Source organism: Paenibacillus sp. Root52, from assembly GCF_001426865.1.
Taxonomy (GTDB): Bacteria; Bacillota; Bacilli; order Paenibacillales; family Paenibacillaceae; genus Paenibacillus.
In genome coordinates this window covers 14,511-40,968 of record NZ_LMFO01000023.1, presented here as the reverse complement: position 1 = coordinate 40,968, position 26,458 = coordinate 14,511, and the positions used below count along the sequence as shown (strand labels likewise).

At 45.1% G+C, this 26,458-nt stretch carries 24 protein-coding genes; 16 read left to right on the top strand and 8 right to left on the bottom strand.

The annotated features are described in order from the left end of the window. Positions 1 to 23: 23 nt before the first annotated feature. The 7 genes from yfkAB (at position 24) to ASD24_RS17775 (ending at position 5,087) form a co-directional block, all read left to right on the top strand. The gene (gene yfkAB, locus ASD24_RS17805) at positions 24 to 1,160 is read left to right on the top strand and encodes a radical SAM/CxCxxxxC motif protein YfkAB (RefSeq protein WP_156395487.1); all 1,137 of its coding nucleotides are present in this window, start codon (positions 24 to 26) and stop codon (positions 1,158 to 1,160) included. Between the two features lie 45 nt (positions 1,161 to 1,205). After that, the gene (locus tag ASD24_RS17800; protein WP_056698322.1) at positions 1,206 to 2,558 is read left to right on the top strand and encodes a hemolysin family protein; all 1,353 of its coding nucleotides are present in this window, start codon (positions 1,206 to 1,208) and stop codon (positions 2,556 to 2,558) included. Between the two features lie 215 nt (positions 2,559 to 2,773). Next, entirely contained in the window at positions 2,774 to 2,998 is a 225-nt protein-coding gene (locus ASD24_RS17795) for a spore coat associated protein CotJA (RefSeq protein WP_056698319.1), read from the top strand. Between the two features lie 3 nt (positions 2,999 to 3,001). Next, on the top strand, positions 3,002 to 3,283 hold the full coding sequence (locus tag ASD24_RS17790) for a spore coat protein CotJB (protein ID WP_056698315.1): 282 nt from the start codon (positions 3,002 to 3,004) through the stop codon (positions 3,281 to 3,283). A 162-nt stretch (positions 3,284 to 3,445) separates the two neighbouring features. Beyond that, positions 3,446 to 4,015: a manganese catalase family protein gene (locus ASD24_RS17785; RefSeq protein ID WP_056698312.1), complete on the top strand. Its 570-nt coding sequence runs from the start codon at positions 3,446 to 3,448 to the stop codon at positions 4,013 to 4,015. Positions 4,016 to 4,250: 235 nt separating this feature from the next. Continuing rightward, on the top strand, positions 4,251 to 4,616 hold the full coding sequence (locus ASD24_RS17780) for a YybH family protein (protein WP_056698309.1): 366 nt from the start codon (positions 4,251 to 4,253) through the stop codon (positions 4,614 to 4,616). 231 nt (positions 4,617 to 4,847) lie between these two features. Continuing rightward, positions 4,848 to 5,087 carry a hypothetical protein gene (locus ASD24_RS17775; RefSeq protein WP_056698307.1) on the top strand — a complete coding sequence of 80 codons (240 nt, stop codon included), beginning with the start codon at positions 4,848 to 4,850 and terminating at the stop codon, positions 5,085 to 5,087. Positions 5,088 to 5,221: 134 nt separating this feature from the next. Here ASD24_RS17775 and ASD24_RS17770 read toward each other — a convergent pair whose 3' ends face one another. The 4 genes from ASD24_RS17770 to ASD24_RS17755 form a co-directional block, all read right to left on the bottom strand. Beyond that, the gene (locus ASD24_RS17770; RefSeq protein ID WP_056698304.1) at positions 5,222 to 6,214 is read right to left on the bottom strand and encodes a 3-oxoacyl-[acyl-carrier-protein] synthase III C-terminal domain-containing protein; all 993 of its coding nucleotides are present in this window, start codon (positions 6,212 to 6,214) and stop codon (positions 5,222 to 5,224) included. A 237-nt stretch (positions 6,215 to 6,451) separates the two neighbouring features. Further along, positions 6,452 to 6,802, bottom strand: a complete 351-nt coding sequence (locus ASD24_RS17765) for a hypothetical protein (protein WP_056698302.1) — start codon at positions 6,800 to 6,802, stop codon at positions 6,452 to 6,454. 125 nt (positions 6,803 to 6,927) lie between these two features. Then, a complete protein-coding gene (locus ASD24_RS17760; protein ID WP_056698299.1) occupies positions 6,928 to 7,296 on the bottom strand; it encodes a carboxymuconolactone decarboxylase family protein in 369 nt (122 codons plus the stop codon). Between the two features lie 11 nt (positions 7,297 to 7,307). Then, the gene (locus ASD24_RS17755) at positions 7,308 to 8,951 is read right to left on the bottom strand and encodes a thiamine pyrophosphate-binding protein (RefSeq protein WP_056699881.1); all 1,644 of its coding nucleotides are present in this window, start codon (positions 8,949 to 8,951) and stop codon (positions 7,308 to 7,310) included. A gap of 411 nt (positions 8,952 to 9,362) precedes the next feature. Between ASD24_RS17755 and ASD24_RS17750 the strand changes: the two genes are divergently transcribed. After that, entirely contained in the window at positions 9,363 to 10,319 is a 957-nt protein-coding gene (locus tag ASD24_RS17750; protein WP_056698296.1) for a Gfo/Idh/MocA family protein, read from the top strand. A 194-nt stretch (positions 10,320 to 10,513) separates the two neighbouring features. Here the strand turns inward: ASD24_RS17750 and ASD24_RS17745 are convergent, their stop codons facing one another. Further along, complete coding sequence (locus ASD24_RS17745; RefSeq protein WP_056698293.1) at positions 10,514 to 12,232, bottom strand: methyl-accepting chemotaxis protein; 1,719 nt, start codon at positions 12,230 to 12,232, stop codon at positions 10,514 to 10,516. A gap of 285 nt (positions 12,233 to 12,517) precedes the next feature. Between ASD24_RS17745 and ASD24_RS17740 the strand changes: the two genes are divergently transcribed. The 8 genes from ASD24_RS17740 to ASD24_RS17705 all read left to right on the top strand — a co-directional run bounded on the left by ASD24_RS17740 (position 12,518) and on the right by ASD24_RS17705 (position 22,605). Next, the gene (locus ASD24_RS17740) at positions 12,518 to 13,204 is read left to right on the top strand and encodes an HAD hydrolase-like protein (protein WP_056698291.1); all 687 of its coding nucleotides are present in this window, start codon (positions 12,518 to 12,520) and stop codon (positions 13,202 to 13,204) included. 255 nt (positions 13,205 to 13,459) lie between these two features. Then, positions 13,460 to 14,350, top strand: coding sequence for a carbohydrate ABC transporter permease (locus tag ASD24_RS17735; RefSeq protein WP_056698288.1), 891 nt, complete (start codon positions 13,460 to 13,462; stop codon positions 14,348 to 14,350). Positions 14,351 to 14,372: 22 nt separating this feature from the next. Beyond that, the gene (locus ASD24_RS17730) at positions 14,373 to 15,242 is read left to right on the top strand and encodes a carbohydrate ABC transporter permease (RefSeq protein WP_056698285.1); all 870 of its coding nucleotides are present in this window, start codon (positions 14,373 to 14,375) and stop codon (positions 15,240 to 15,242) included. Between the two features lie 108 nt (positions 15,243 to 15,350). Next, the gene (locus tag ASD24_RS17725) at positions 15,351 to 17,102 is read left to right on the top strand and encodes a cache domain-containing sensor histidine kinase (protein ID WP_056698283.1); all 1,752 of its coding nucleotides are present in this window, start codon (positions 15,351 to 15,353) and stop codon (positions 17,100 to 17,102) included. Between the two features lie 11 nt (positions 17,103 to 17,113). Further along, positions 17,114 to 18,718, top strand: coding sequence for a response regulator (locus tag ASD24_RS17720; protein WP_056698280.1), 1,605 nt, complete (start codon positions 17,114 to 17,116; stop codon positions 18,716 to 18,718). 132 nt (positions 18,719 to 18,850) lie between these two features. Beyond that, the gene (locus ASD24_RS17715; RefSeq protein ID WP_056698277.1) at positions 18,851 to 20,251 is read left to right on the top strand and encodes an ABC transporter substrate-binding protein; all 1,401 of its coding nucleotides are present in this window, start codon (positions 18,851 to 18,853) and stop codon (positions 20,249 to 20,251) included. An 81-nt stretch (positions 20,252 to 20,332) separates the two neighbouring features. Beyond that, on the top strand, positions 20,333 to 20,668 hold the full coding sequence (locus ASD24_RS17710) for a cupin domain-containing protein (RefSeq protein ID WP_056698274.1): 336 nt from the start codon (positions 20,333 to 20,335) through the stop codon (positions 20,666 to 20,668). Continuing rightward, the gene (locus ASD24_RS17705; RefSeq protein WP_056698272.1) at positions 20,665 to 22,605 is read left to right on the top strand and encodes an alginate lyase family protein; all 1,941 of its coding nucleotides are present in this window, start codon (positions 20,665 to 20,667) and stop codon (positions 22,603 to 22,605) included. The genes ASD24_RS17710 and ASD24_RS17705 overlap by 4 nt, the downstream gene beginning before the upstream one ends. Positions 22,606 to 22,687: 82 nt before the next feature. Here the strand turns inward: ASD24_RS17705 and ASD24_RS17700 are convergent, their stop codons facing one another. From ASD24_RS17700 to ASD24_RS17690, 3 genes are all read right to left on the bottom strand, one after another. Continuing rightward, positions 22,688 to 23,866 carry a YheC/YheD family endospore coat-associated protein gene (locus ASD24_RS17700; protein ID WP_235540645.1) on the bottom strand — a complete coding sequence of 393 codons (1,179 nt, stop codon included), beginning with the start codon at positions 23,864 to 23,866 and terminating at the stop codon, positions 22,688 to 22,690. Positions 23,867 to 23,954: 88 nt separating this feature from the next. Continuing rightward, on the bottom strand, positions 23,955 to 25,061 hold the full coding sequence (locus tag ASD24_RS17695; protein ID WP_056698270.1) for a YheC/YheD family endospore coat-associated protein: 1,107 nt from the start codon (positions 25,059 to 25,061) through the stop codon (positions 23,955 to 23,957). After that, positions 25,061 to 26,434: a YheC/YheD family endospore coat-associated protein gene (locus tag ASD24_RS17690; protein WP_056698268.1), complete on the bottom strand. Its 1,374-nt coding sequence runs from the start codon at positions 26,432 to 26,434 to the stop codon at positions 25,061 to 25,063. Before ASD24_RS17690 ends, ASD24_RS17695 begins: the two co-directional genes overlap by 1 nt. Positions 26,435 to 26,458 lie beyond the last annotated feature (24 nt).

Genomic DNA, 26,458 nt, shown 5'->3' with positions numbered 1-26,458 from the left:
TAAAAGGAATAAGGTGAAAAACAATGACCATGCTAAATTCAGGATCGGTTCAACCGATGCCTTTATCGCCGACAAACGATCCATGGGATCCAATCGGTTCTTTGCGTACATATGGACGCCATGTACTGACCAGTGTAGAAATGACCGTGACTCACTTGTGCAATATGCGCTGCGAGCATTGTGCGGTGGGTGATATGCTTACGATGCGTGAGGCTCCAGCTCTGCCGTTGCCTTTGATGTTGAAACGGTTAGATGAGGTAGAACATCTGCAAACGATTAGTTTGACAGGTGGGGAACCAAGCTTTAGTCAGAAAACGGTGGATGAGATGATTATTCCGCTGCTCAAATATGCGAAGGAGCGTGGCATAAGATCCCAGATCAATTCCAATCTTACGCTAGATCTGAATCGATATGAGAAGTTGCTTCCTTATTTGGATGTCATGCATATCTCCTTTAATTATTTGAATGCGGATGATTTCCATCAAGTTGGGTTTGCAAACAGTGGCAGACCGGTTAAACGTGAAGTTGCGGTGAAGATGTACGAGAAAATGATCGAAAACTCACGTAAGTTAAGTGAAGCTGGCATGTTTATCTCTGCCGAGTCCATGATTAATTACCGTACTCATGACAAACTCGAGGGTATCCACCAGTTAATTCGTGAGATGGGCTGTGTACGTCATGAAGTGCATCCGATGTATAATTCGAACTTTGCATCCAACCTGCCTGTTCTGTCGCTGGATCATATGCGTTCGGCCATTCATCGATTGCTTGACGTGCGTGATAAGGAGATGTGGATGTTGTTCGGTACACTTCCATTCTTCGCATGTAGCGCTGCAGAACAGGATCGTGAGCTAATTAATCGTCTGCACAGTGAACCTAACGTAACAGTTCGCAACGATCCAGATGGGCGTAACCGAGTTAACGTAAATATGTTTACAGGTAATGTGTATGTGACTGACTTTGCAGACATCCCAGCCTTTGGCAACATTCGAGATCGTAAGCTGGATGATGTCTTCCATGAGTGGTCAGCAGAGCATCCGCTGAACCAGACAGTGAATTGTCACTGTGATATCGCATCCTGCTGCGGCCCTAATCTGTTGGTGGCAGATATGTATTATAAGGGTGTTGATTTCAAATCAAGAAAGGCAATTACACGCTGACCTTCCAGGTGCATTCCTGAATAGATAGAAAAGGGGAGTTTCGACTTGGATATTCATACCGAATTTCATCTTGGGCAATTACTGTTTAATCTGGTGTGTGTGTTTCTGCTCGTCTTCTTGAATGGTGTATTTGTTGCAGCGGAATTTTCCCTCGTGAAAGTGAGGCAGACTCGTCTGACGCAATTACAGAGTGAGGGCAATCGTCTGGCTGGCTATGCGCTAAAAGTGAACGGAAAACTGGATGCGTATCTATCTGCAACCCAGTTTGGAATCACGTTGACTTCCCTTGGACTTGGATGGCTCGGTGAACCAGCGATATCAGAATTACTGGTTCAACCCCTCATGACCAAGCTTGGTGTGGTGGATACAGCGCTTATATCGACAGTTTCCGTTATCGTAGGTTTCAGTATTATTACGTTCCTACATATCGTACTTGGTGAGCTTGCTCCCAAATCACTGGCGATTCAAAAGACAGACGGAGTTGCGCTTTTCTTGTCTGCACCGCTGCTGCTTTTCTATAAAATCTTCTTCCCATTCATCTGGGTGTTGAATGCGTCGGCGAATGCGTTACTCCGTCTTGCTGGAATTGAACCTGCAAGTGAAGGAGAAGCACATTCAGAGGATGAGCTGCGCATTCTCATGAAACAAAGTGCCAAGAGTGGAGTTATTGATAAGGATGAGATCAAATTGATGGATAACATCTTTGATTTCTCTGATATGCTCGCTCGTGAGGTCATGTTGCCACGTACAGATATGGATTGTCTTTACACCAATCTGTCTTTGGAGGAGAATCTGAAGATCATCAATGCCACTAAGCACTCTCGATATCCGGTAGCGGTGGAGGATAAGGATGAGATTATTGGATTTATCCATATTACGGACTTACTGCTAGCTGAACCAGAACAACAGCATGACCTGGCTTCTCTCGTTCGTCCAATTCTTAACGTTCCGGAATCCATGGAAATTAGTCATGTGTTACGTCTGATGCAGAAGAAACATTCTCAGATGACGTTGGTGGTTGATGAATATGGCGGTACAGCCGGTTTGTTAACAGCTGAAGAGATTCTGGAAGAGATTGTCGGAGATCTGTACGATGAGTTTGAGGACGAACGTCCACATATGGAGCGCAATGGGGATTCTTTCTCAATCGACGGTCGCTCTCTTATTGAAGAGGTGCATGAATGGACTGGAGCCGTTATTGAGGATGATGAAGTCGATACCATCGGTGGCTGGCTATTCAAGGAGCTTGAAGGTAGCCCTGCCAAAGGCAAAACACGCGAACGGAACGGATACGTATTTGAGGTGGAGGAATCCAGTCGATTGCGAATTACGCGGGTGAAGGTGTACAAGCGTACAATAACGCAGGACAATGATAAACCAGACGAACAAGATGAATAATTAAAGTGAACACGTATGATGAAGACTCGTGAGTCATGTTGACCTTTGTGAAGCTTCCCTGTGGGGGAGTGGAGCGGAGGTCTTTTTTTAGCTTTTACTGAAAAATACGGATTAACCCATACGGTTGAGACATATGGTTATAGAGACGGGAAGCGTAGGGTGATTACGAAACGTAGGAAGGTTGATTCAAAAAAACTAGAAAGGAGGTTGATGGTATGAAGGATCCGCAGATTCGCGCATACAGGCCATTTATTGGACCATTTGATCCGTGTGAACCTAAAGAGATTCGAACGTATCTGGTTCCTCCACAGCTGTTTATTCCATTTCAGCCTATGGGATGGCCACAGTATAGTCCCGCAGAAGCGCTTAGATTAGGAACGTTGTGGCCCGCCTTGTACAGCCCATACACATCGGCAAAAGCGAAGGAAAAGGGGGTGTAATTGATGGAATCTGAAGAGGTAGCTAATAAAGCTTGTGATGCTAGATATTATGAGTTGCTGGAGGAATTACAGGCCTTAGATTTTGTGTTAGTGGAGCTTAACCTGTATTTGGATACACATCCTGGAGATTATCAGAGTATTGAGCAGTACAATAAGTTCGCTCAAGAACGCATGCGAGTAGCACAGGAATTTCAGCAATTGTACGGTCCGTTAACGAACTTTGGTCATGCCTTTTCCAAATATCCATGGGAATGGTCACAGACGCCTTGGCCTTGGCAAGTATAGAAGTAGTGAGCAAAAATTAGACCATATGCATAAAGAGCAATTGAAATTTTTATTTTAATTGATTTTGGGATACGAAGATCGAGGCATTTTGGGAGCCTATGAGCTGGAGCGAGCGTTAGATTTGAAGCTGAACCAAATGGATGAATAAAGGGGGAGCCCTGTGTGTGGGTGTATGAGAAAAAATTGCAGTATCCCGTTCGGGTAAGTAAATGTGACCCTCATATGGCTAAACTACTTATGGAGCAGTACGGCGGCGCAGATGGAGAATTGGCGGCTGCTCTGCGATATCTAAACCAACGTTATACGATTCCTGATAAGATCATTGGGCTGCTGAATGACATCGCTACGGAAGAATTTGCTCATCTCGAAATGATTGCTACCATGATCTACAAGCTAACCAAAGATGTTACGGTAGAACAGTTGGAGCAGGCAGGCTTAGATGCACATTACGTCAATCATGATCGAGCGTTGTTCTATAATAATGCTGCAGGCGTGCCTTTTACGGCTACGTACATCCAAGCTAAAGGAGATCCGATCGCAGACCTGTACGAGGATATTGCAGCCGAGGAGAAGGCACGGGCTACTTATCAATGGTTAATTGATATGACCGATGATGTTGATCTACAAGATAGTCTGAAGTTTCTGCGTGAACGGGAGATTGTGCATTCTCTGCGATTCCGCGAAGCTGTGGAAATCCTGAAGGACGATCGGGATACGAAGAAGATATTTTAGGCGTTAGGTACTGGTTATAATAAGATTTGAATAAAGAGCCACTTCTTTTATAGAGGAGTGGCTTTGACATTAACGCGGGACACATACATATATAGAACTTACGACTAATAAACATCTATACATCACATCGTTTGATTTAACCAAGCAGGATCTCTTTATAGAATCTTGACATTAAATTCATATAATGATAGTTAAATAGAAATACTAACAAATGAGCAGAGGAGAGAGCTAATCAATGAGCTATGAAAATGCACTGCAACGTTATATCCATGCAACAAACACACATCAGTTCGAGAATGTTAAACAGTTACTACACCCTAATGCGGTTTACTGGTTTTCAGATCGAACGTGCAAGACGACTTATGAAATTCAAAGTTATTTTGAGAACTCTTGGGTTACGATTAAGGATGAAGTCTACTCCATTTCAGATGTACAATGGCTAGTGACTGAAGAGAATACGGCAACATGTATCTATACATATCATTATGAGGGAGTGCTTAACGGAAAGTTTGTATCTGGCAGTGGTAGGGCAACGAATGTTTTTGTCAAAGTAAACGAAGAAGAGTGGAAAATCATTCACGAACACCTCAGCAGCCTTTAGCATTTATCCGTGAAAAACAGGAAGGACGCTATTTACGAGAACGTGATCAAATAGGAAACGAAATGGCTACCTTTAAAAAGCATGGAAATCATCTGACTCTGTCTTACATTTTATATGTAGAATTGCTATAATAATACTTATTAAGTTAAATAAAGAATCACTCTCAATCACTCAAAGGATCCCTGTACCACTGTAGCGTGAGACATCATACATACTTTAGGAGTTGATCGGATGACAAGAAGTGTATTTAGGAACATGCCGATGTGGTTTATACTCGTAGCAATTGCAGTGTTTGTTCTCCTTACAGTCAATTTCTTTTACTTGAATACTGCGGTTAATATGATTGCATTAACAATCTTGAATGTTGCCAACGCCATTCGATTGTGGAAGGCTGAACGGAGCGTGGCCATCGTGCTATTAATAGTAGGTGTTGCTTGTGGGCTGTATCTCATGAAGTACTTATTGAATTGAAATCTCTCAATGATCACTACAAATCAAATTTGGTCGTCCACTTTGGACGATCTTTTTTTACGCATAATAAAAAAACAACCGCCATTGTAGTTCACCAATGAACGGTTGCCTTCATTTATTTAATAGTCAACTAATTAATATTCAACGATCATGGCAACATTTTGCCACCCAGCACCGACAGTCCAGAACAGCACTTTGTCACCACGTTCAATCTGTCCGGAGGCAATGGCTTGATGTAATGCAATGAATGGACTGCTCGTGGATGTATACCCGAACTCATCTCCGATGTACACTGCAATTTCATCTGCAATCCCAATGTTCGCCGATACCGCGCGGATATTGGCGATAGACAGTTGAGAGAAGCAAGCGGCTTTGATCTCACTCGGTGCTATTTCATTACGCGCGAGCAACGTCCGAATAGACTCAGAAGCGGCATCTACACAGATGGAATCATCGAAGGGTGTGAATTTCACGTGAAAAGCACCTGCATCTACTCCGGTTTTACCCAGCTTCGCTAATCCTTCAGCAGGAAAGAGAGAGTTACCATACACACACGTATCTGTCTGATAGATGGAGTCAATGAAACCGACACTCTGCTCTTCGCGCTCCACGATTACGGCTGCTGCAGCATCTCCGAAGTTAGCAAAGTATACCGGATCATCAGGGTTCGCATGAGGAGCAACATAATCCGAACCGATAATTAGAGCGCGGCGGATTCTCGGATTGCCTAACATCTGGCGGCTAACCTGTTCGAAGGCTGCGGTCATTCCAGCACAGTTGGCATTGCTATCGATACAGATGGTATGAGAAGCTCCGTTAATCAGGCGATGAATCATTAAGGAATTCGTAGGGAAGATGTACTCTGGTGTTTGGCTTGCATAAGCAATGAGGTCAATGTCTGCACCCGTCAGTCCAGCTTTCTCAAGAACATTGCTGGCCGCTTCGAACGCCATACTAAGTGAGTTTTCATCCTCATTGTCAATCTTATAACGCTGATCGCGTCCAAGTGCTTTTAACAAACCGCGAATATCTACACCTCTCGCATCAAAATGTTCAATATAAACGTCATTGCCCACCTTGTTTGACGGATGATAGATATCGATGTCTACAATACGAATTCCGGCCATCTTCGTTCTCCTCCTGTGCGGGACGGTTTATCCAGAGCTTGTCCGCCTGGTATTTTAAGTAGTTGTTCAAAAAGTCCGCTTTTGATTACGAAGGATGCCTGACTGCATCTCAGCGTCGAATATGGGATTCAGCCGAAATGTCCGTTGCTCACGTAGTTTTGCCTACGCTCCGCTACTCCATTTCTATCTTCACCCCATCTTCTCGGTACTGAAAACCGTCCTTTTTGAACTTGCATTTTAAGTTGTCACAGTAGATATGATTTCGAGGTTGTCCAGACCAACCGCACGGCCGAGTCGGGATAACTGCATTTTAAGAATAGAATTATTCTCAAGGGTCAGAACAATTTTTTTGTACCCGTCTTTTTTGAACAGCGCCAGGCAGCCTTCAAGCAATGGCACAATCTCTGGAGCAGTGACGTTCAGTTTTTTGCAATCAATATTCAAGTTATACTCTTGGGTGTTAATCGGAGCAATGGTATCTTGATACGCAGAGATCGAACGCAATCCGTCTTCCTGTGAAAATGAACCTTCTAGCTCGATGTTTAATACCTTGTTTGCTGCATCCGTTTTAAGAATAAAACTTCCCATGATTGTTCTCTCCCTTTAAATGAGTTAAGGCTATCCCGAAGGATAATTTAACCATATTATAAAGGGGTTGATGTAAGAAGATCAATAAAAAAGTCGAATCATGTATAAAAATGTAGAAAAGTGAATTATTGGATTTCTTCAATTGTCTCGAGCAAGATATTAAACGCGCTAATGATGCGTGGTGCGCCAACACATGGAGCCAAATGTAGCAGAATTCCTTTGAGTTGCTCAACGGTTATTCCAACACTTAGAGCCATTGTATAATGCACACCCAACTGCTCGTACTGTCCTTGTGTAATTAATGAAGAGATGATCGCGACTTCTTTCCACTGATCTGTTATCGTGGTACGTTGAAAAATATCCCCGTAGGCTGTCCCCATAATGAATTCAGCCAATTCAGGAAACTGTTCCTTGATCGGATTAAGCGCACGTGCACCATATTCTCCAGATAACTTAGCAAAACGTTCTAATCCCTGATTTACTTGTTCACTCATCGCTGTTCCTCCTAGTTCAAATTAAGTGTACGATGGGCTGTTGGTGGAATCTCATCACGATCTGTAAGCAGTTCAATGACCGTAACTTGATTTAATTGTTGGGCTTCCTTGAGAGCAATGGTGAATTCGGCGTGCGTCTCTGCTCGGAAGGCCACTGCGCCTAGAGACTCTGCAAACTTCGCTGCATCCATTGGAACCTCGAATAATGTGCCATCGATCCGGCCTGTTGTTTTTTGCATACCTTTGAGTGCCATGTCCAATTGTTTGTTGTTCACCACGATGAAAATCACGGGGAGCTGGTTGCAGACAGCAGTGTTAATCTCAGTTCCTAACATCATGAAGCAGCCATCCCCTGTAATACATACGATTGTTTCTTCAGGTGCAGCGGCTTTGGCTCCAATCGCCATACCGATGGCATTACCCATGCAAGCGAAGTAGGCATCGAATACGAAACTTCCTGGTTTCTTAACTTTGTATCGCTGAACCGCATGGAATCCGTGGCTACCATCATCCACGAACAAGGTGTGGTCATAAGGAAGGATATCGCTCATGTTCTCGAGGACAGATGCCAACGATAACTGAGATAATTCTGGAAGCGGAAGGAAGTAATCCGCAGGTGGTAACGCTCTGTTCATTGCTTGAAGTTGTATTGCATGTTCTGTGAGGTTCCCAAGAAGATGGTTCATATTATCTTTAAGATCGCCGGAGATATGTAAGGTTTGTGAGTTTAGAATTTTACCAACGAAGGTAGGGTCGCTATCAAACTGGATTAGGTGTGCCGGATGATTCTCCGGCTTAAGGTTACAAATCGTCATATCACTCAAACGAGAACCTAGCACAATATATAGATCACTCTGATTCATCAGATCATCCGCATGCGGGAAACCTCCGACTCCACAAGGGCCATGATATAACGGATGATTCCAGGCGATGGCACCTTTTCCACCAGGTGAAGTGATGACGGGAATATGAAGGAGTTCGGCAAGCTGTAACAGTTCATCATGAGCATGTGCACGGCCAACGCCCTTGCCAGCGATAATTAATGGATGTTTGGATTGTTGAATTAAGGGGAGAACTCGGTTTAGATTAGTAACACTGATCATAGGCTCAGGTTCGGGAAGGATGATTCGGCATTGTTCCACAAGTTCGGTCTGTACATCAAACGGAAGGCAAAGATGAACAGGGCCTTTGTTTGGACCTAGTGCGATGGAGATCGCATGATTGAAAAGGGTAGCGAAGTGGTCTCCACGCTCGACAAGCTTACTGAATAATGTGGCGGGTCTGAACATCTCAGCTAGATCGGCCAAATAAGACGAGGAATCCTGGCACTGAGGAAGTCCCAATTCTTGAATGGACTGATGTCCGGTAATGAATAGTACAGGCAAATTGTTCGCCTTCGCGTGGGCAGCAGCGGTTAATAGATTGGTTCCGCCTGGACCTGAGGTTGCAAATGCTACACCCAATCTCCCAGTCTGAAGTGCATAACCCGATGCGGCGAATCCTGAACTAGATTCATGGCGTCCAGGGATGAATTCCAGCCCATAATCGACCATCTTCAACGCAGCAGGGCAAATGGATTTTCCGATAATTCCAAAGACATGGGTGACGCCTAGATTACGCAGAGCTTCCGCTAAATAATCTGCAACGGTTCTCATTTGGGCACCTCGCTTCATGAAATAGGTTTTTAGACCCAAAGGTCTGATTCCTTTTTTTGAGAGTAAATTACGGTATTAGGTTGTAATAGGAAATAAATGCTTGATACTAGGAAGAGTATCTTTTTTTGTGGTTTTTTGTCAATAGATTTTTAAGATTATTAATTTTTGATTCTTAGGGTGGTAGCGCTTAAAGTCTTACTGCAACGCATAAAAAAATCTAGTAAAATATAACTGGCACAAAATGCCTATTATTTTATAATTACATTTAATGTAAAATAATGACTTAAAATGATGGTTTTCAACTGAATTAAACATAAAAACAAGAGCGAGGGTTCACTTTTCGTATCTATGCAAAAAGGAGTAGCGCTGTATCACTTTCTGGTATACTAGAATTCGATTGGAGTGAACTCAATGAAAAAGATTAAAATGGCTGTCATTGGATTAGGTAAAATGGGCTTACATATGATTCATCAAGCCAAGAGTGATCAGCACGTAGACGTAGTGGCAGTATGTGATAGCAATGAGCAGTCTCTTGCGAATTATGCGGCATTGAACCCTGAGACAAGTACATATACGGATTATCGCCGTTTGTTAGATGAACATGAGATTGATCTGGTATACGTTGCGGTGCCACCCAAGTATCATTATGGAGTAGTGATGGAGGTGCTTCAGCGTAGAATCCATATCTTCTGTGAGAAGCCTCTAGCTAACAGTGTGGAGGAAGCCGAAGCTATGCTAGCTGCAGCTGAGCAGTCAGGTGTGGTCCATGCGATCCATTTCTCAATGCCTCATGAACCAGCGGTGCTTCAATTGCAAAAGTTAGTTCAGGAAGGAAGTACGCTTGGAACTATTCGTAAAATTGAACTGATTCTCCGGTTCCCGCAATGGCCGCGAGCTTGGCAACAAAATCCATGGATTACGACCCGGGATCAGGGTGGATTTATTTTAGAAGTGGGTATTCACTGGATTCATGTGATCCAGACGGTGTTCGGTGGACTGAATGTCATAAACAGTCAGGTACAATATCCCGATCATTCGAATGGTTGCGAGACGGAAATTCATGCAGAAATGCAGCTTCAAGATGGCACTCGGGTAGAGATCAACGGGATCTCACACTTTGCGGGTGAAGAACGTGTATCTATGGTGGTGTATGGGACGGAAGGAACAATCGCACTGGAGAACTGGGATCAACTGATGAGTGGACGGATTGGAGAGTCACTAACACCTGTAACCGTTGATGAATCGTTTAGTGAATTACCTGTACTGCAACATGTAATTGCACGTATTCAAGACAAGCCGGGCAGAATATATGATTTCAGAGCTGGGCTTGAAGCACAACGGATCCTGGAGGCACTTCGAAGTCAGTAACCTAAGCGATAAGAATAAATAACCGACGGGATACCTTCTGGATCTACTTGATCAAAAATTGAACGTCACAGAAGGCATCTCTTCCCTACACAGTGTCAATGTAATCCAAAATTACAAACAAAGAAGCAGTTTCCTAACTCAGGCAACTGCTTCTTTGTATTTAGTTTCATTAAACGATGTTCCTGATTTCCTCATTATGCAAGTTTGAATCGGTTCACGAGCTGATCCAGTGCATCGGACATTTGGTTCAACTGTTTGGATGTGTCAGTCATTTCTTGCAAGGAGGCTAATTGCTCCTCGGTCATAGCAGATACTTCTTCGGTTGCTGATGCAGTGTCTTCCACAACCGCGGATACAGCATGAATAGAAGACATAACAGCTTGGCTGCCTGCCGTGAGCTCTTCCACCACCGCGGATATATCCACCATTTCTCCGCTTAGATCATGAATGTGTTCTGTAATATTAGCAAAGGCTTGCCCAGCATCCTCTATCGTTTGTAACCCTTCTGTGACATGAACAGTATTGGAGTCTACGATCTGAACGGTGTTATGCACACCTGCAAGTACAGTTTCAAGAATGCTTGTAATATGTTTGGCTGAGGTAGCGCTCTGATCTGCCAGGTTGCGAATTTCGGTGGCGACAACAGCGAATCCTTTGCCATGTTCTCCGGCGCGTGCAGCTTCAATTCCAGCGTTAAGAGCCAGGAGATTGGTCTGTCTAGCCGTTCCCGAGATAGATTCTGCAATAGAGATGACCTGATCGGACATTTTAGAGATATCCGTAATGGACTCTTGAACCGCGCGGAATGATTGTTCAATGGTTCCCATTTTACCCACAGCATTATTAATGCGTCCTTGTCCATCCAGTGCGATTGATTCGGTTCTTACAGCACGTTCAGCAACATCAGCTGTAGAAGCGGATACTCGGTTAAGTCCAGTCAGCGATTGCCCCATGGCAGCGACCATCGTTTGCGTCAGAACGACTTGTTCATCTGCGCCTTCAGCGACTCGTTCCATGGCGGTGGCAACTTCCTTACCAGCGGACAGGTTGTCCGACACACCTTTATCCAATCGATCTGAAGCCGTGCTCAGGATGCTAGCATTGTTCTGAATCTCAAGCATCATTTGTTGCAATCCGAGCAGCATTGCATTAGCCGCCTCTGCCAATTCGCGTGTCTCATCCTTCATATGGGTCGCAATGCGGAGGGTTAGATCTCCGTTAGATGAGCCAATGTCGTTCAGTGCGCTGGTGACGCTACGAATGTTTTTGACAATAGAGCGGGACAGTGTCAGAGCGGCAATTATCGAAATCAAGGCAACAAGGATGAGCGCACCGTAAAGTTCGATGTTGAGTAGCTCGTTTTTTTGTTTGAGTGCTTCGGTGCGCTGTTCGGTTAGCGCTAGTTCATTGGTGCGGAAAGTCGTTAGTGAATCACGAATTTGATCCATATCCTGCTTACCAGGATCATTCACGAAGAACGCTTGCACGGTGGACGTGTCGTTAGCTCGTCGTGATTCAATAACTGGTTCACCCGCAACCTGTACCCAATTGTTTATTACATTATGTATGTTCTCAAGTAGGGCGAGCTGTGCTGGATTATCAGCAATGAGTGATGCGAGCTGTGAGATGATTGTTTCCTTCTGTTCTAAACCTTCGGTGTAAGGGGCAAGATAACTGTCTTGTCCTGTAATGACATATCCTCGTTGACCTGTCTCCATGTCCACCATAGTTCTTTCCAACTCATAAGTTAAATCATGTACTTTCATATCGTGATCGACCAAGAAATCCAGCTCGCGTTGGAGTTGGCTAATACTATTTTGGATCAATACAATAGAACCGGCTAGAACAGCCAGCACGAGCAAATAGCCCAAACCAATCTTGTAGAAAATTTTAAAGATTCTGCGCTTTACCATGTTTGTTATTCCTCTCTGTCGGGTATATATATTTGTCGAAAAAACAGGAAAAACACTAAATTAGGACTTTAGATGTAGGGTCTGAATGACTATTTTCAGTATTATACTTAAACTAAATCGTTTTGTATATAGTTTGTTTACTTTATGTATAATGTTATCCGCTGAGTTGTATAACGTTCGCGGAGTGTGTTTTACAATGTTCGGTTTACACCTGCAAACGTTTATGTTTATCATGGGGAGGGAACGATTCCGAATACATATCCCAATCCGAAAGGACGCTTTGATATGACAAAAGAAAAGGTATTGCTTAAACCGGAAGCAATGATATTTGATATGGATGGCACACTATTTCAGACAGAGACGCTGTTGTTGCCTGCTTACCACCAGTTGTTTGATACGCTGAGAGCAGAAGGACACTTTGAAGGTGAGACCCCTCCAGAGGAACGGATGATTGGAAGTCTTGGTATGTTACTTGAAGATATATGGAAAGTAGTTATGCCTGAAGCATCGGAGGCAGCACATCGCCGCGCGGACGAATTGTTGCTTCAATTGGAGATTGAAGGTCTGGATCAAGGGGGTTCTACACTCTATCCTCACGTGAAGGAGACTTTAACAGCGCTCAAAGAGCAGGGGGTGCGGTTATTTGTTGCGAGTAATGGACTTGAGGATTACGTCAAAGGTGTAGCGTTTGCCCACGAGATCATGCCTTTGTTTGAAGGAGTGTACAGCGCTGGTCAATACAAAACTCCTTCCAAAATTAATCTCGTTCAGATCCTGCTTGAGAAACATCGGATTCAAGATGCGTGGATGGTGGGTGACCGTTCATCGGATGTAGAGGCAGGGAAAATGAATGGACAGACCGTTATTGGCTGCGCTTATGCTGGTTTTGGTAGGGATGAAGAACTGGCGGGATCGGATGTATTGATCTCTGATTTCACAGAACTACTTCGTCTGTATAAGGAAGCAGAATAACCATATTAAACATTTCACATATTTATTCTTGTTAACAAGGTATAGCCTGTATTTCCAGTGGAGTTTCATTGGAAATGCAGGCTATTTTGTTTGTCACTCATTCGCAATTACTCATTCATACGCTTCACATTTACCTTTCACCCATCCACATTCACTCAGTTACATTCTCCCCTGTAAAAAGTGGATTTCCCCATCCCGCTTCACACGGTGATCGCTCTATACTTCTTGCAAAAGCAAGTAAGGGGGTCAATGTTGATGAAGCCAAAAAAAGTGCATGCGTACCTGTTCATCTTTCCCAGTTTATTTCTAACTCTCGTGTTTGGGGTGTATCCCCTCATATGGGCTCTACGTTATATGTTCTACGATTATCAAGGCATTGGAACGCCCGTATTTATTGGACTTGGCAACTTTGCCCGCATTATGCGGGATACACAGTTCTGGTCAGCAGTTGGCAATACAGGAGTCTATGCATTAGGTAAACTTGTGGTCACGATTCCGCTAGCTCTGACACTCGCAATCATTTTGAATCGCAAATGGAGAGGGCGTTCACTGCTAAGAGCTGTGTACTATCTTCCAACCATTTTCAGTGCTTCAGTTATGGCGATTGTATTCTTTATTATTTTTAATTCGTACAACGGAATATTGAATCAACTACTGGTGAAGTATCATGTGATCTCTGCCCCGATTGGCTGGTTGGATGCTGATCATGCCATGATGACGACCATAATTATTGCGATCTGGGGAGCTGTGGGGAACTATATGCTGCTGTTTATTGCCGGTCTGCAGAGTATTCCTGAAGAACTGTACGAGGCGGCATCGCTGGACGGAGCGAATGAGTTCCAGAAGCTTAGAAATGTGACGATTCCACTACTCGGTCCTGTGCTGCAGATGATTATTATGCTGGCGATTACAACCGCACTCAAAGGATACGAGAGCATTATGGTATTAACCGAAGGAGGACCGTATGGCAAAACGGAAGTGATGTACTTGTATCTGTTTAAGTTGTTATTTCCGATATCCGCTGATACACAATCGCTCCAGCAACTGGGTTACGGCAGTGCAGTAGGCTTCACTACAGCCATCATTGTAGGTGCCGTCACACTCATTTATTTCTGGATATCCAAGAAGCTTAATGATGTTTATTAACAGCAGACAGGAGGAACCGAACATGTCACAGACGGTCATAAATCCGAGTATTTCACCCAAGTGGGTTCAAGGAATAAAGCGAACACTACTCACTATTTTTCTGCTTATCATCGCTGTCCTGTCGTTGTTTCCGATTCTATTAGTACTGCTAGGCTCGTTCAAAACAAATCAGGAATTAACGGGTGGTGCAACGATATTACCTAAGGTTTGGCAGTTCTCTAACTATGCTCAGGCATGGCAGACAGCCAATTTCTCAGGATTTACGCTCAATAGTGTCTTTGTTAGTGTCACTGCAACAACAGGAATGCTGTTAGTTTCATCCATGTCTGCCTATGCCGTGGATCGTGTGAACTTTAGAGGGAAGAAGGCATACTCCATTTTGATGGCATCTACCTTGTTTATCTCCATTGGAGCCGTGGTTCTGCGTCCGCAATTTGATCTGATGGTCAAATTAGGCCTGAATCATACCTTATGGGGTGTCATCATTATTTTAATTAGTGCTCATGCCGCTACGTACTTCATTTTAGTGGGCTTCTTCAAAAGCATCCCGCGTGATCTAGATGAGGCAGCTATGATTGATGGCTGTAACTTCTACACCGTGTATTGGCGTATCATTCTTCCATTGCTTCGCCCCGGTTTGGCGGTTGCAGGACTCGGAGCATTTCAGAGCTCGTGGAATGAGTATATCTTGCCTTTTGTGTTCACGATGAACAATCCCAATTTGCAGACCTTGCCTGTGGGCTTGGCTAATCTGCGTTATGGCATCGGGGCTGCTGCTGAGGTTCAACTCATGATGGCCGGGGCGTGTCTATCCATATTGCCACTGCTCGTTGTGTATATTTTTGCGAACAAATCCTTTATGCAGGTGACATTAGGTGCGGTCAAAGGCTAGGCGTAATCTCCTTAAAATGGGAACGGTATTATGGGATATTCTGCTGTGCTATACTCTTGTTAAAATCTCCAGTGGCAGAGCTAATCCGTATCCGAGGAGTGAACGCCGATGAACATGAACTTCTATAAGATGACTCTGAAAAAAAGGATACAACTGTTGTACATTTTCCTTGTTGTATTATGCATCAGTGTAACAGGAATTAGCTCGTATCTCTTCGCTGCACGAAGCATTGAACGAAACGCGCTTGAGTTGAAGCAGGGCATCCTGAATAAGTCAGTCCAGGTAATGGATGAACACTTAAGGCACATCGTGGTATCTTCATATTCGTTTATGCTGAATGACACCTTTACTCAGGTGATGCGAGATGTTCGCAACAATAATGCCTCTCACTATTATCAGAATCTTTCACTACTTCAAACGTCATTTACGCAATTGAAGCTTGTAGAGCCCTTAATTGATACGACCTTTTTAACAACACCAATTGGTGATTTTTACTCAACCAAAGATGTACCGAACCGGGATGATGGATTTGCTAAGGAATACGGGCAGCTTGTGAAGCAGCAGGGCTGGAATACAATGTGGTTTGGTTCGCATCAAAGTCAGTTATTCCAGGCGAAGGATCATGTGTTGTCACTGTTACTCAAACCAATTGTGGTCGATAATCACTCCTTGTCTAACGTGTATATGGTGGTCAATATGAAGGAAGAAGCGATGAGGGATATTCTGGTTCAGGACTTGATGAATAATTCAATTGAATTGTTTTTGCTGAACAAAAATGGGTCACAGGTTATCCGGTCAACCTCCCAGGATGTGAGTTACCTAACCGACCCTGAATTCAGCCGCGAGATCAGTCGTGGTACAGGCGGGGATTTTAGATATACGAGTAGTCAAGGAGAGGACATGCTCATCAACTATTCTGCATTATCAATGAATGAGGACTGGGTGATGGTCAGTGTGCAGTCCAAATCAGATTTATTGTCTCCACTGCGGAAGATTCGTTGGTTAGTTATTGGGATTATGGGTTTCTGCATCGTGCTCGCCCTAGGGCTGTCGAACTTGCTGGCTTCTGCTCTACTCAAGCCGCTGAATAAGCTGCGTCGTTTAATGGTTGAAGTACAATCGAACGATCTGGATGTGCGCTTCCGCAGCAAGTACGATGATGAGGTCAGTGCGGTGGGGTATCGTTTTAATCGAATGCTGGATCAGATCCAGGTTTTGTTTGAGGAGGTACGGGTAACCGAGCGGGATAAACGACGTTTCGAAGTGAAAGCGCTTCAAGCGCAGGTTGATCCTCACTTTCTCTACAATACATTAAATACAATGTTCTGGAAAAGTGAGAGCGGTGAGAAAAAAGACGTTAGTGAAATGATCGTATCATTGTCACTGTTGTTCCGACTTGGATTGAATGATGGGAAGGACATGACCAATGTAGAACAAGAGATTAAACATGTAGAGCAGTACCTGCAACTTCAACAACAATGTTATGAGGATCTTTTCATTTACCGCATTGAGGTGGGTGATCCATCCTGTTATTCCGTAGAAATATTGAAAATATTACTGCAGCCTTTAGTCGAAAACTCCATACTGCACGGATTCCGTGATAAGGATGAGCTCGGCGTCATTGTAATCAGAATTAATCAAGATGAAGATATGCTGACACTAGAGGTCACTGATAACGGTTGTGGTATGGATATGGCTGAGGGGCAGATCAGAGAAGGATTCGAAGGCAGACGTCAGGGATACGCACTCGGGAATCTCCATGACAGATTAAGCCTATATTACGGAGATGCCGCTTCAGTTGCATTTGAGAGCAACATAGACGTCGGAACGACGGTTACCATCACGATTCCAATCATCTGAGGAGGGGTAGTATGGATCATTTGACGGTATGTGTCATGGATGATATTCAGGCGGTTGTAAAAGGCATATCTTCGACCATTGCTTGGGAAGAGCATCAGGTGAAAATTGTAGGTACAGCCAACAATGGCGAACAAGGGTGGTCCCTACTCAATGAACAAGAGCCGGATCTTGTCATTACCGATATCAAAATGCCCCGCCTCAGCGGTCTTGAATTGATGAAACGGGCATCCGATGCAGGACTGCGCACCAAGTTTATATTCATTAGTGGGTATTCTGATTTCCGTTATGCCCAAGAGGCGATTAAACTTGGTGCTTCCGATTATTTGCTCAAACCGTTTACCCCTGATGAAATATTAGGCGCAGTGCTCAAGGTAAGAGAAGTGATTGAAGGTGAGCAGGCACAGTCGAGGCAGCTTGAACAATTGGAACAAAAGGTGGAGAGCAGCAGCGTGCATATTCGTCATAGCTACCTTCTGGGACTGCTTCGTCAAGAGGTTGGTGGTTTTATGAATGAGAATCGTTGGGATGAACTACAGATCGATCTCGATTCTTCGAATCTTCAGCTTATGGTGATTGAAGTGGACGGGTATACTCGGTGTGAAAATACAATACATCTGGATGCCGAGATTGTGCCTTTTGCGGTTCAAAATATTGTGGAAGAGACGCTGAATCGCCACACCAGAGGGGTTGTATTACGCGAGAGCAGATACCGGCTTGTGGCGATGTTTAATACACCAGCATCAATGACAGTTCCAGAGCTGCTGGAGGAATGTCGGCTTAATGTGGAACAATTCAGTAAAAAGACGATCTCGATCGGTTTGGGCACGATTGCCCGAAGACCTCAGGAGGTGTGGAGTGCGTATGCACACGCCGATAAAGCCATTGCCTACCGCTTTTATAGTGAGGGTAACTGCATCTTCCAATATGCAATCGTCGAACGTCAGGAGTGGATAGCACCTGCTTACCCTTTGGAGAAGGAGAAGGAACTCTTTTATGCGCTCAAGTGTGGCAATGAAAGCACCTGTCACCGGATCATTGATGATATTTTGGAGGAATGGCAGTTTTCGGAGGGATATCCTGAGCCACTTACTATGATCCGTTTGTTGTCCGGACTCGCGTTCGCCATCTATCGTGCCTTTTGCGATGAAATTACGGAGGAAGAACGTATGCGTTTAGAAGCTGACCTGATGGTGCTGGAGGAGATGCGCTCTTTGACATTTGACGGTTGGAAAGGGTACATCAAGCACTTTAGCAGCATGGGCTGCGACATTATGGATAAGAAGCGGCTTACGGATGTGAAGCAGGCTATTCATAAAGCTCAGGAATTTATAAGTATGAACCTGGAAGAGAACCTGACGTTGAACCTTTGCGCTCAGTCGGTTCACTTAAGTCCTAGTTATTTTGCCAATGCATTCAAGAAAGAGACCGGCATGACCTTGATTCAATACATCACAAAAATGAGGATGGAGAAGGCCAAGGAACTGTTGGTCGCAGGCATACAAGTACAGGAGATCTGTCAGATGCTGGGTTACGAGGATCGCCCGTATTTCAGCGGTTTGTTCAAAAAGTACTGTGGTATGACACCTACGCATTTCCGTCAAATGTATCTGAATTAATGAATGCACGGAACATCATTTGTCCCCCCATTCATAGTTATAATGTCCCTCACTTCATCAACGGTAGAGCGATTATCATTACGTTATCGGGTAACCTGAGAGGTTGTCCAGACAAGCATAGGGGGCTTTTCAATGGCTAAAAAATGGATGATGACTACACTGAGTGCATTGCTCGCATTGAGTTTGGCTGGTTGTTCTACCAACAATGGAACGACAGCAAGCACCGGAACGGGTGGTAGTGATGGCAAAAGTACAGAAGGGAAAACCAAGGTCACCTACTGGACGCCCGATCGCCATGATGCTGATTTTATGAAAACAAAAATTGATGAGTTTAATAAAACTAATAAGGATAATATTGAAGTGGAAATGACCGTGATGGGTGACAATTACCCTCAGGCGGTAGATATTGCTTTTGCAAGTAAACAAGCACCAGATGTGCTACAAGTCAATGATTTTCAGACCTATTATCAAAAGGGGTATCTAGCTCCAATTGACGGCTATATGAGCGAGGACATGAAGACTACGTTCAAAGACAGCCTAATCGACAACAAAAATACAATAGATGGAAAAATATATACGCTTCCGAATACCGGACAAGTGTGGAGACTCGTGTATAACAAAGATATTTTTCAAAAAGCCGGAATCACCAATCCGCCTAAAACGTTAACCGAAATGGTGGAGGATGCGAAGAAAATTACGGACGCTGGGAAAAGTGAAGGAATCTATGGCTTTGCTAGTCCGTTCAAAAGTGGAAGCGGTTTCTGGAGGGCGGCGAACACGATCGCAGGAGCCAGTAACAACTACGGCATCGATGGCTATAACTACCGAACAGGTCAATTCGATTTTGGCATGTACAAGGATGTTGCACTTGCGCTTCGCCAAATGAGTGAGGATGGAAGTATGCTGCCAGGGGTTGAAAGTCTGGATATTGATCCGCTGAGAGCGCAGTTTGCACAAGGCAAAATTGGTATGTACATCAACCATTCCGGCGAACCAGGGGTCTACAAAGATCAATTTCCTACCGAAGAGAACTGGGCTGCTGCTCCTGTGCCTACCAGTGATGGAACGATCAAGGGTGCTTCGCAAGTTATAGGTGGTTCATATATTGGGATCAGTGCAGATTCAACGCAAAAAGAAGCAGCATGGAAGTTTATGGAGTATGTATACAGCAAAGGCCTTCAGAGTGAGTATTACGAAAAAGGCTATGGTATCTCCCTTATTCCAGCGGTATTAAGCTCAGGTAAGAAACCAAACATTCCTGGCATTGAAGGCTTCTTGCCGAAGCGCTATGATGCGATTTTCCCCGCGAATCCAGGGGTAGTAACAGAGAGCTCGCTGGAAGGAACTAAATGGACAGATGCATTTTCCATCTTTGTCTTTACCGGCGGCGATATCGATAATGTGATCAAAGATCTGGATAGCAGATATAATGCTGCACTGGAGAAGACCAAAGCGGCAGGCTTGACCAATATAAGCGCTGATCCTTCTTTCGATTCCTCCAAGCTTCAAGGCAAATTATCAACAGAAGAATAGCAGTAGTGATGCTTTAAATTAATTAGGCGGCTGGGGTTCCAAGACTCTGGTCGCTAATTCCAAAGGAGAGGGGTAAGAACAATGATATTGGAAAATGCAGCGATACCTGCACAAGTCATTAACGCAACGAGCTCTCGTAAAATTTTGGGTATGGGTGGAACATTGATGATGGTCGAGGTGAGCTTTGCGAAAGGCGGAATCGGTGAAGTTCACTCTCACGATCAGCATGAGCAGGTAAGCTATATCGTTAAGGGCAGTTTTGAGGTTCAAGTTGGTGAGGAGACACGCATCCTGAGGGCAGGGGATAGTTTCTATGCTGGCTATAACGTTCTGCATGGGGTTAAAGCACTGGAAGATTCCATCATTCTAGATGTGTTTACCCCTTTTCGTGAGGATTTCATTGAGGAGCCCCAATGAGTGATTTCTTTCTTTCGACTGTTGAACTGCATCAGGCGGCGGACTATTATGAGCAACATTTTCCAGAGGAAGCACGCAATTCGGTGACGATTGCTAATCGTGCAATCATCAATGAATTTATTGTTCCTTATACGAATGATCTCAGTCGATGGATTCCGATGGGAACCCCTGTAGATTGGCTTCATAATCCAACAAATGATCTGGAATTCACCTGGGGCATGAACCGGCATTGGCATATGATTGATCTGGGCAAAGCGTATTTGATGAAAGGCAACCCCCTATATGTGTCCACCTTTATGGCTCACTTTCGAAGCTGGAGAGAGCAGAACCCAGTACCTAACCAATCGCCGTATGAAGAGGCCGTCTTTTTCCAAAAGCCAGGCCCTTGGCGTCTGCTGGAGACTGGACTGCGGGTACAGTCGTGGATATCTGCCTACAAATACATGGAGGATAGTCCACTGCTGGACGCCGACTTTCTGGCAGAATTCAGGCAAGGTTTAGAGGATCACGCCGAATATTTGACCCGTTACCTAGGAAGCACAGAGATTAATCATGCCATCATGCACATGCAGGGATTATTCATGATCGCGATCTTTCATCACACCCACCCAAGAGCTGCATATTGGCGGCAGGTAGCGATGGAACGACTGGAGCTGTGTCTGCTTCACCAGATCAACTCAGAAGGAATACAAATTGAACTGACGACTCACTACCATAATGCGAGTATTGAAATGTTTGGAACACCGTATTTACTAGGGAAAATAGCGGGTCATCCTTTCTCGGCATGGTATGGTGAAAGTCTACGCAAAATGGGTGCGTTTACCGAAGCATTAATTCGGCCAGACCATCAATCAACCGGGATCGGTGACTCCGACTGGATCAGTGATGGAAGGCAGCGCTTAACCCTGCTTGGTGCCATTCTGGAGGACGATCATTGGATCGGTCGAGGGGCAGAAAGCTCCGAATGTCTATGGCTTCTCGGTGCAGATCAGTATGAACGTTGCACTCAACTTCAGGTAGCTAGTACGCCTTCGTTGTCGAGCTGTGCGTTCCCACAGACAGGGTACTATGTGATGAGAGACCATCATCAATATTTCTTCTTGGATGCTGCTTCAATGGGCGGAGCACACGGGCATGCAGATGCGCTGAACATGGAGTGGATGTGGGGCAAGCAGCTAATGTTCACAGACACTGGACGTTATACGTACGAAGAAGGGGAATGGCGACACTATTTCAAAAGCACACGAGCCCATAATACGATTACAGTGGATGGGCTAGATCAGACTCCTTACGTATCCACACAGCAATGGGGAGAGCCTGAAGCGGTAGCTACAACATTCCGTTGGGAAAGCAATGACTGCTATCATTTTGTGGATGCGTCGCATGACGGGTATACCCGCCTAGCTGATCCGGTTACACATCGCCGCTGGATTATGTCAGGCGTAGACGTTCCTCTGCTCTTCATCGTGGATTGGCTGGATGCGGCAGAAGAGCATGTGCTAGAGCAACATTTTCACTTGCATCCCGATGCTCGTCTCACATGGCAAGGGGAAGCAGCTGACGAGCGAGTAGCTCAAATGACGTATTCAGAAACGAATACCACGCTCTCTATGCAGTGGATCACAGCAGGTATAGCAGAACATGCATTACAGCTGACTGAGGACACAGGCTGGGTATCCGAAATATACGGCTCTAAAATTGAAACTACCGTCATTCAAGGCAAAGCTGCCTTTACAGGTTCAATCGGCATTCTTACGGTATGTTTGCCAGCAGATCAGAAGACCGATCAGGTAACACAGGTAACCGCGTGTAAACTTGAACCTGAGCGGATGCGAATGGAAGTAGCATACAGGCATGGTGACGAAGGTGGGGTTATCGTTATCGATAACGACACTGTGCAATGGACGGCTGAAGAGGATTCCATTCCATCCCCATGATTGAAACGAGTGGAGTTAGAACGGTGAGAAGGAGTGGATGTTCACGTAAGTGACATTCACTCCTTCTGCTGCGAACTAACATTTATCTGGTTTTCCGGATTTTTCTCATCCGTGTACTTTTCTTCACCGTTGTTATGATGCTGCGTTCTTTTCGAGGGATGCCTGGTTTCTTATTGCGATACACCCACAATGCGTAAGCCAGAGGTTGAGTGATGGCTTTTAGATAGATTTCACGTTCACCAATACGAGCAAACACCTCACGTGCTGGCTTGGGATTCACCTCAAGCAGATAGATCCGACCACTCTTATCAATTGCTAAGTCTAATGCAAGCTCGCACAGATCCCCATACGTATCTTCTAGAAAGGAAGCTACCTCAATGCCGAATTTCTCGGCAGTTGTATGGATCTCAATTCGCTGATCTTCATCCGATATCCATTGCTTCATCAAGCGGTTCATCGCAACCGCCTGCCCCCCGCCATGCAGATTGGACGTTACACTTTTCTCGGCTCCCATTCGTCCAGCACAACCAGTCAGTTCCCACTGCCCCTCGCCGTTCTTCTGAACAAGCATGCGGTAATCATGTACACGCCCGTTGGGAAGCTGAAGCTGGATGCCTTCCTGAACCAGATATTTATCTTTCATATTCCAGTGTTGGAGCAAGGAGCCCAGCCGAGACAAGTGCACTTTACGCGGTGTAATAATTCGCCTCTTCTGATCTCGTCCCTGTACCAAGACCATATTGGATTCACTTTTGATTCGTTCAATACGCAGAATGCCACGTCCACCGGTGCCATTAATCGGTTTGAGATAGATGAGAGCAGTACTTTTCAACATGCGATTCACGTCCGACATATCCTGGAACAAGATCGTTTCTGGCAGATGTTCGCGAAAGGCGGGTTTCCCAGACAGTGTCTGATGAATCGTCCACTTGTTGCGTAGTGGACGATTCAGAAAGAGGAGATGCCCGTATTTTTCACGAAAAGCAAGGAGCTGCTGAAATCTACGATTACGTTGTATCCGACAACGATCGAAGATCATATCGGGGAAAGGACGCCACTCTCTGGACCAACCCTTCTCCGAATGAAAGACCATCGCTTCAATCTGCTTACCTCCCGGATGTACATCCGCAGGTGTGAACACATATATGTCGAGTCCCCGCTTGCGTCCTTCGAGGATCATCCTGCGATATATGCTCCGTTCTTCTAAGGCTCGGTGTTCGTTTAGGTACAACGTCATGATGCCTAGAACAGGTGAGGACACAAACAATCACCTTCTTTAGCTTTTATTCCTTTCCAGTATGTCTTTCGAATAGATGTTCAAAAGTGAACTTTTTGAACAACCTCTTCCATTAACGTTTGGACTGACGGGCAAGGTAAGCACTGTAGTGGAAAATGCGTTCCAGCGACCTGCGTCTGATCTGTGGTTCATCGAATTTCATAGGCTTTGCATTGGCTTCAAAAAACCAGATCTCGCCGAGATCATCCACCCCAAGATCCATGGACATCTCGCCAAGGGTGTGCCCCGATCCACGTTCGACTTGCCTAGCAATCATCAATGAGGTTGATTTCACCCTCTTCATTAGCGTGTTGCTTAATTCCTCACCGAAGAGCTCAGTCAGCAGTTTTTCGGGATCCTCCACACTGCCTCCGCGAGGGACATGTGTCGTGATGCTGCGGGAACCGGCCAACCTTGCACCGACGCCCGTAACACTCCATTGACCTTTACTATTCTTCTGCACAAGCACTCGTAGGTCGAAAGGGCGTTTGCGCGAAGAAGCGAGTTCAATGCCTTGCTGCATAATGTACGGGGTATGACCCGTCTCTCTACGGATGCGAGCCCACAACTTGGCGAGTGTAGCTGTTTTGTATGTGGTGCTTTTTCTAGAACTTTGGACTTTGAGCCGATAAGGGAGCCGATCCTTCTCTTGAAACTTGAGCATCATGATGCCTTTTCCCGCTTTGCCGCTCTCGGGTTTCAAGTATAGATAAGGATAGGATTTGAGCACTGTAGCGAGTGCGGATGCACTGCGCATACGGCGAGTATAAGGTATTAGGTTTTGAGTCGATTTCGACTTCTTGAGCCATTCAAATAGATTCCACTTGTTGAAGAAAAAAGGATTATATAACTCGATCCCGGATTCCATACATTCAGCGATTTTACGTTGAACTGACGGTTTGCGCTCATCTTCCCGGTTCGGTATACGATTATACAGGACATGGGGAAGTGGGAAGGACTGAGAAGTCCATTTTCCACTTCCTTTGTTGTAGATGTAGCCCTTGACGGTGGAGCCAGCCACATTTAGATCGCGGACAGTCACGATGTAGACTACATACCCCATACTTTCTCCGGTTTGAATAATGTCTTGAAAATTTTGATGATTTCCCCTGAACATCCGTTGATCATCATGCATCGTCAACACGGCAATGACAGGTTTAAAATCATCGTGAAGGCTCATCAAATGTCGTCCTTCTTCCGGAATTTGCTCAAGTATAGGCAATGTTCCAAGATGTGCTCCACTGATGATTTTCCCTCCACTCGGAGTGAAGGGTGACGGAAAATGGAGCGTCCGGGTTTGGCGTTCGCTTCGAACATCCATACATGTTCCTCCTGATCAATGCCCAGATCAAAGCCAATCTCACCAATCAAATGCTGGTGCTGGGTTTCAATCGCCTGGGCCAGTGTAATAGCGACGGATTTGGCCTGCCCTAGAACTTCTCCCGCGCGGTCACCGAAGTTACGGCTGAGCGCCTGCTCAGGGGTCATTAGAGAGCCGCCGTTTTTGATATGTGTTGTTACGCTACCCCGACCTGCCTTCTTGGCGCCGATCCCGACGACGACCCACTGATTGCTGCCGTTTTTGTGCATGTGAAAACGAAAATCAATCGGGCATTCATCGATTTCAATAAGACGGATTCCCTGCTGAACGACGTAACCGCGGAGCTGCTTGCCATGTCTGCCTTGCAACATCCGCATCAAGCTGTTGAACGAGCCAAAACGCAATAGTGCATTGCCGCTTTTTTTGCGATAACGTGCGAAATATCCCCGTTTGGGCGAGTAGGTCAAACGATAAATCCCATTGCCGAGACTTCCAGCTGTTGGCTTATAGTAGACAAATTGATGGCGTTCGAGCATTTCTTTCATTTGCTCCACTGACGGATTCGTAATGGATTCAGGAATATAACGCCCTGCGGACGGATCATTCTCCAGCAATTTATAGATATCCGATTTGTTGAAAAAGCTCCAGTTGAAGAAAGGGATTTTCCGGCGGATGAACCGTTCGCGCAACTGGTTAATCGCAGGCGAAAAGTCGGAACGTCGGCTCGGTAATCGATTATATACAACATCCGGCAAGGGTACAGTTTTGCGTACAAAGCTACCATTTTCATTCAGAAAGTACCCGGATACCGTCTCATTTGTCCAATTGATATCTCGTGGTGTAAAAGCAAAAATATAAGATTTACGACTTCCTTCACGAAGCAATTGCTTGATAAAGCCGGTACGAGAACCGAACGGATTCGTACTGGTCGCTGGGCCGTCAGACAATACACCGATCAGTGGTCCGAGCTGAACCTCATCGTTCTGCAGGTTGCGCAAGTAGATGCTCCCACGTTTGGGGACATTCATCAGATTGCGGATGCCTGAGGCGAGATAGAGGTGTTTACCCGCTTTCTTAATAGGTTTGATCGTAGCAGGTACGCGGTCTCGACCGAATCGCAGATGTATCGTTTTTTTACCAGACAGATTGAGGCTCTTCATTAATGCGTTGGACACATATACCACCTTATCCGGCTGTTGAGTGAAATGCAGATTGCAAAAGGTCAAACTCATGATTTATCCTCCTATCCTGAAAAG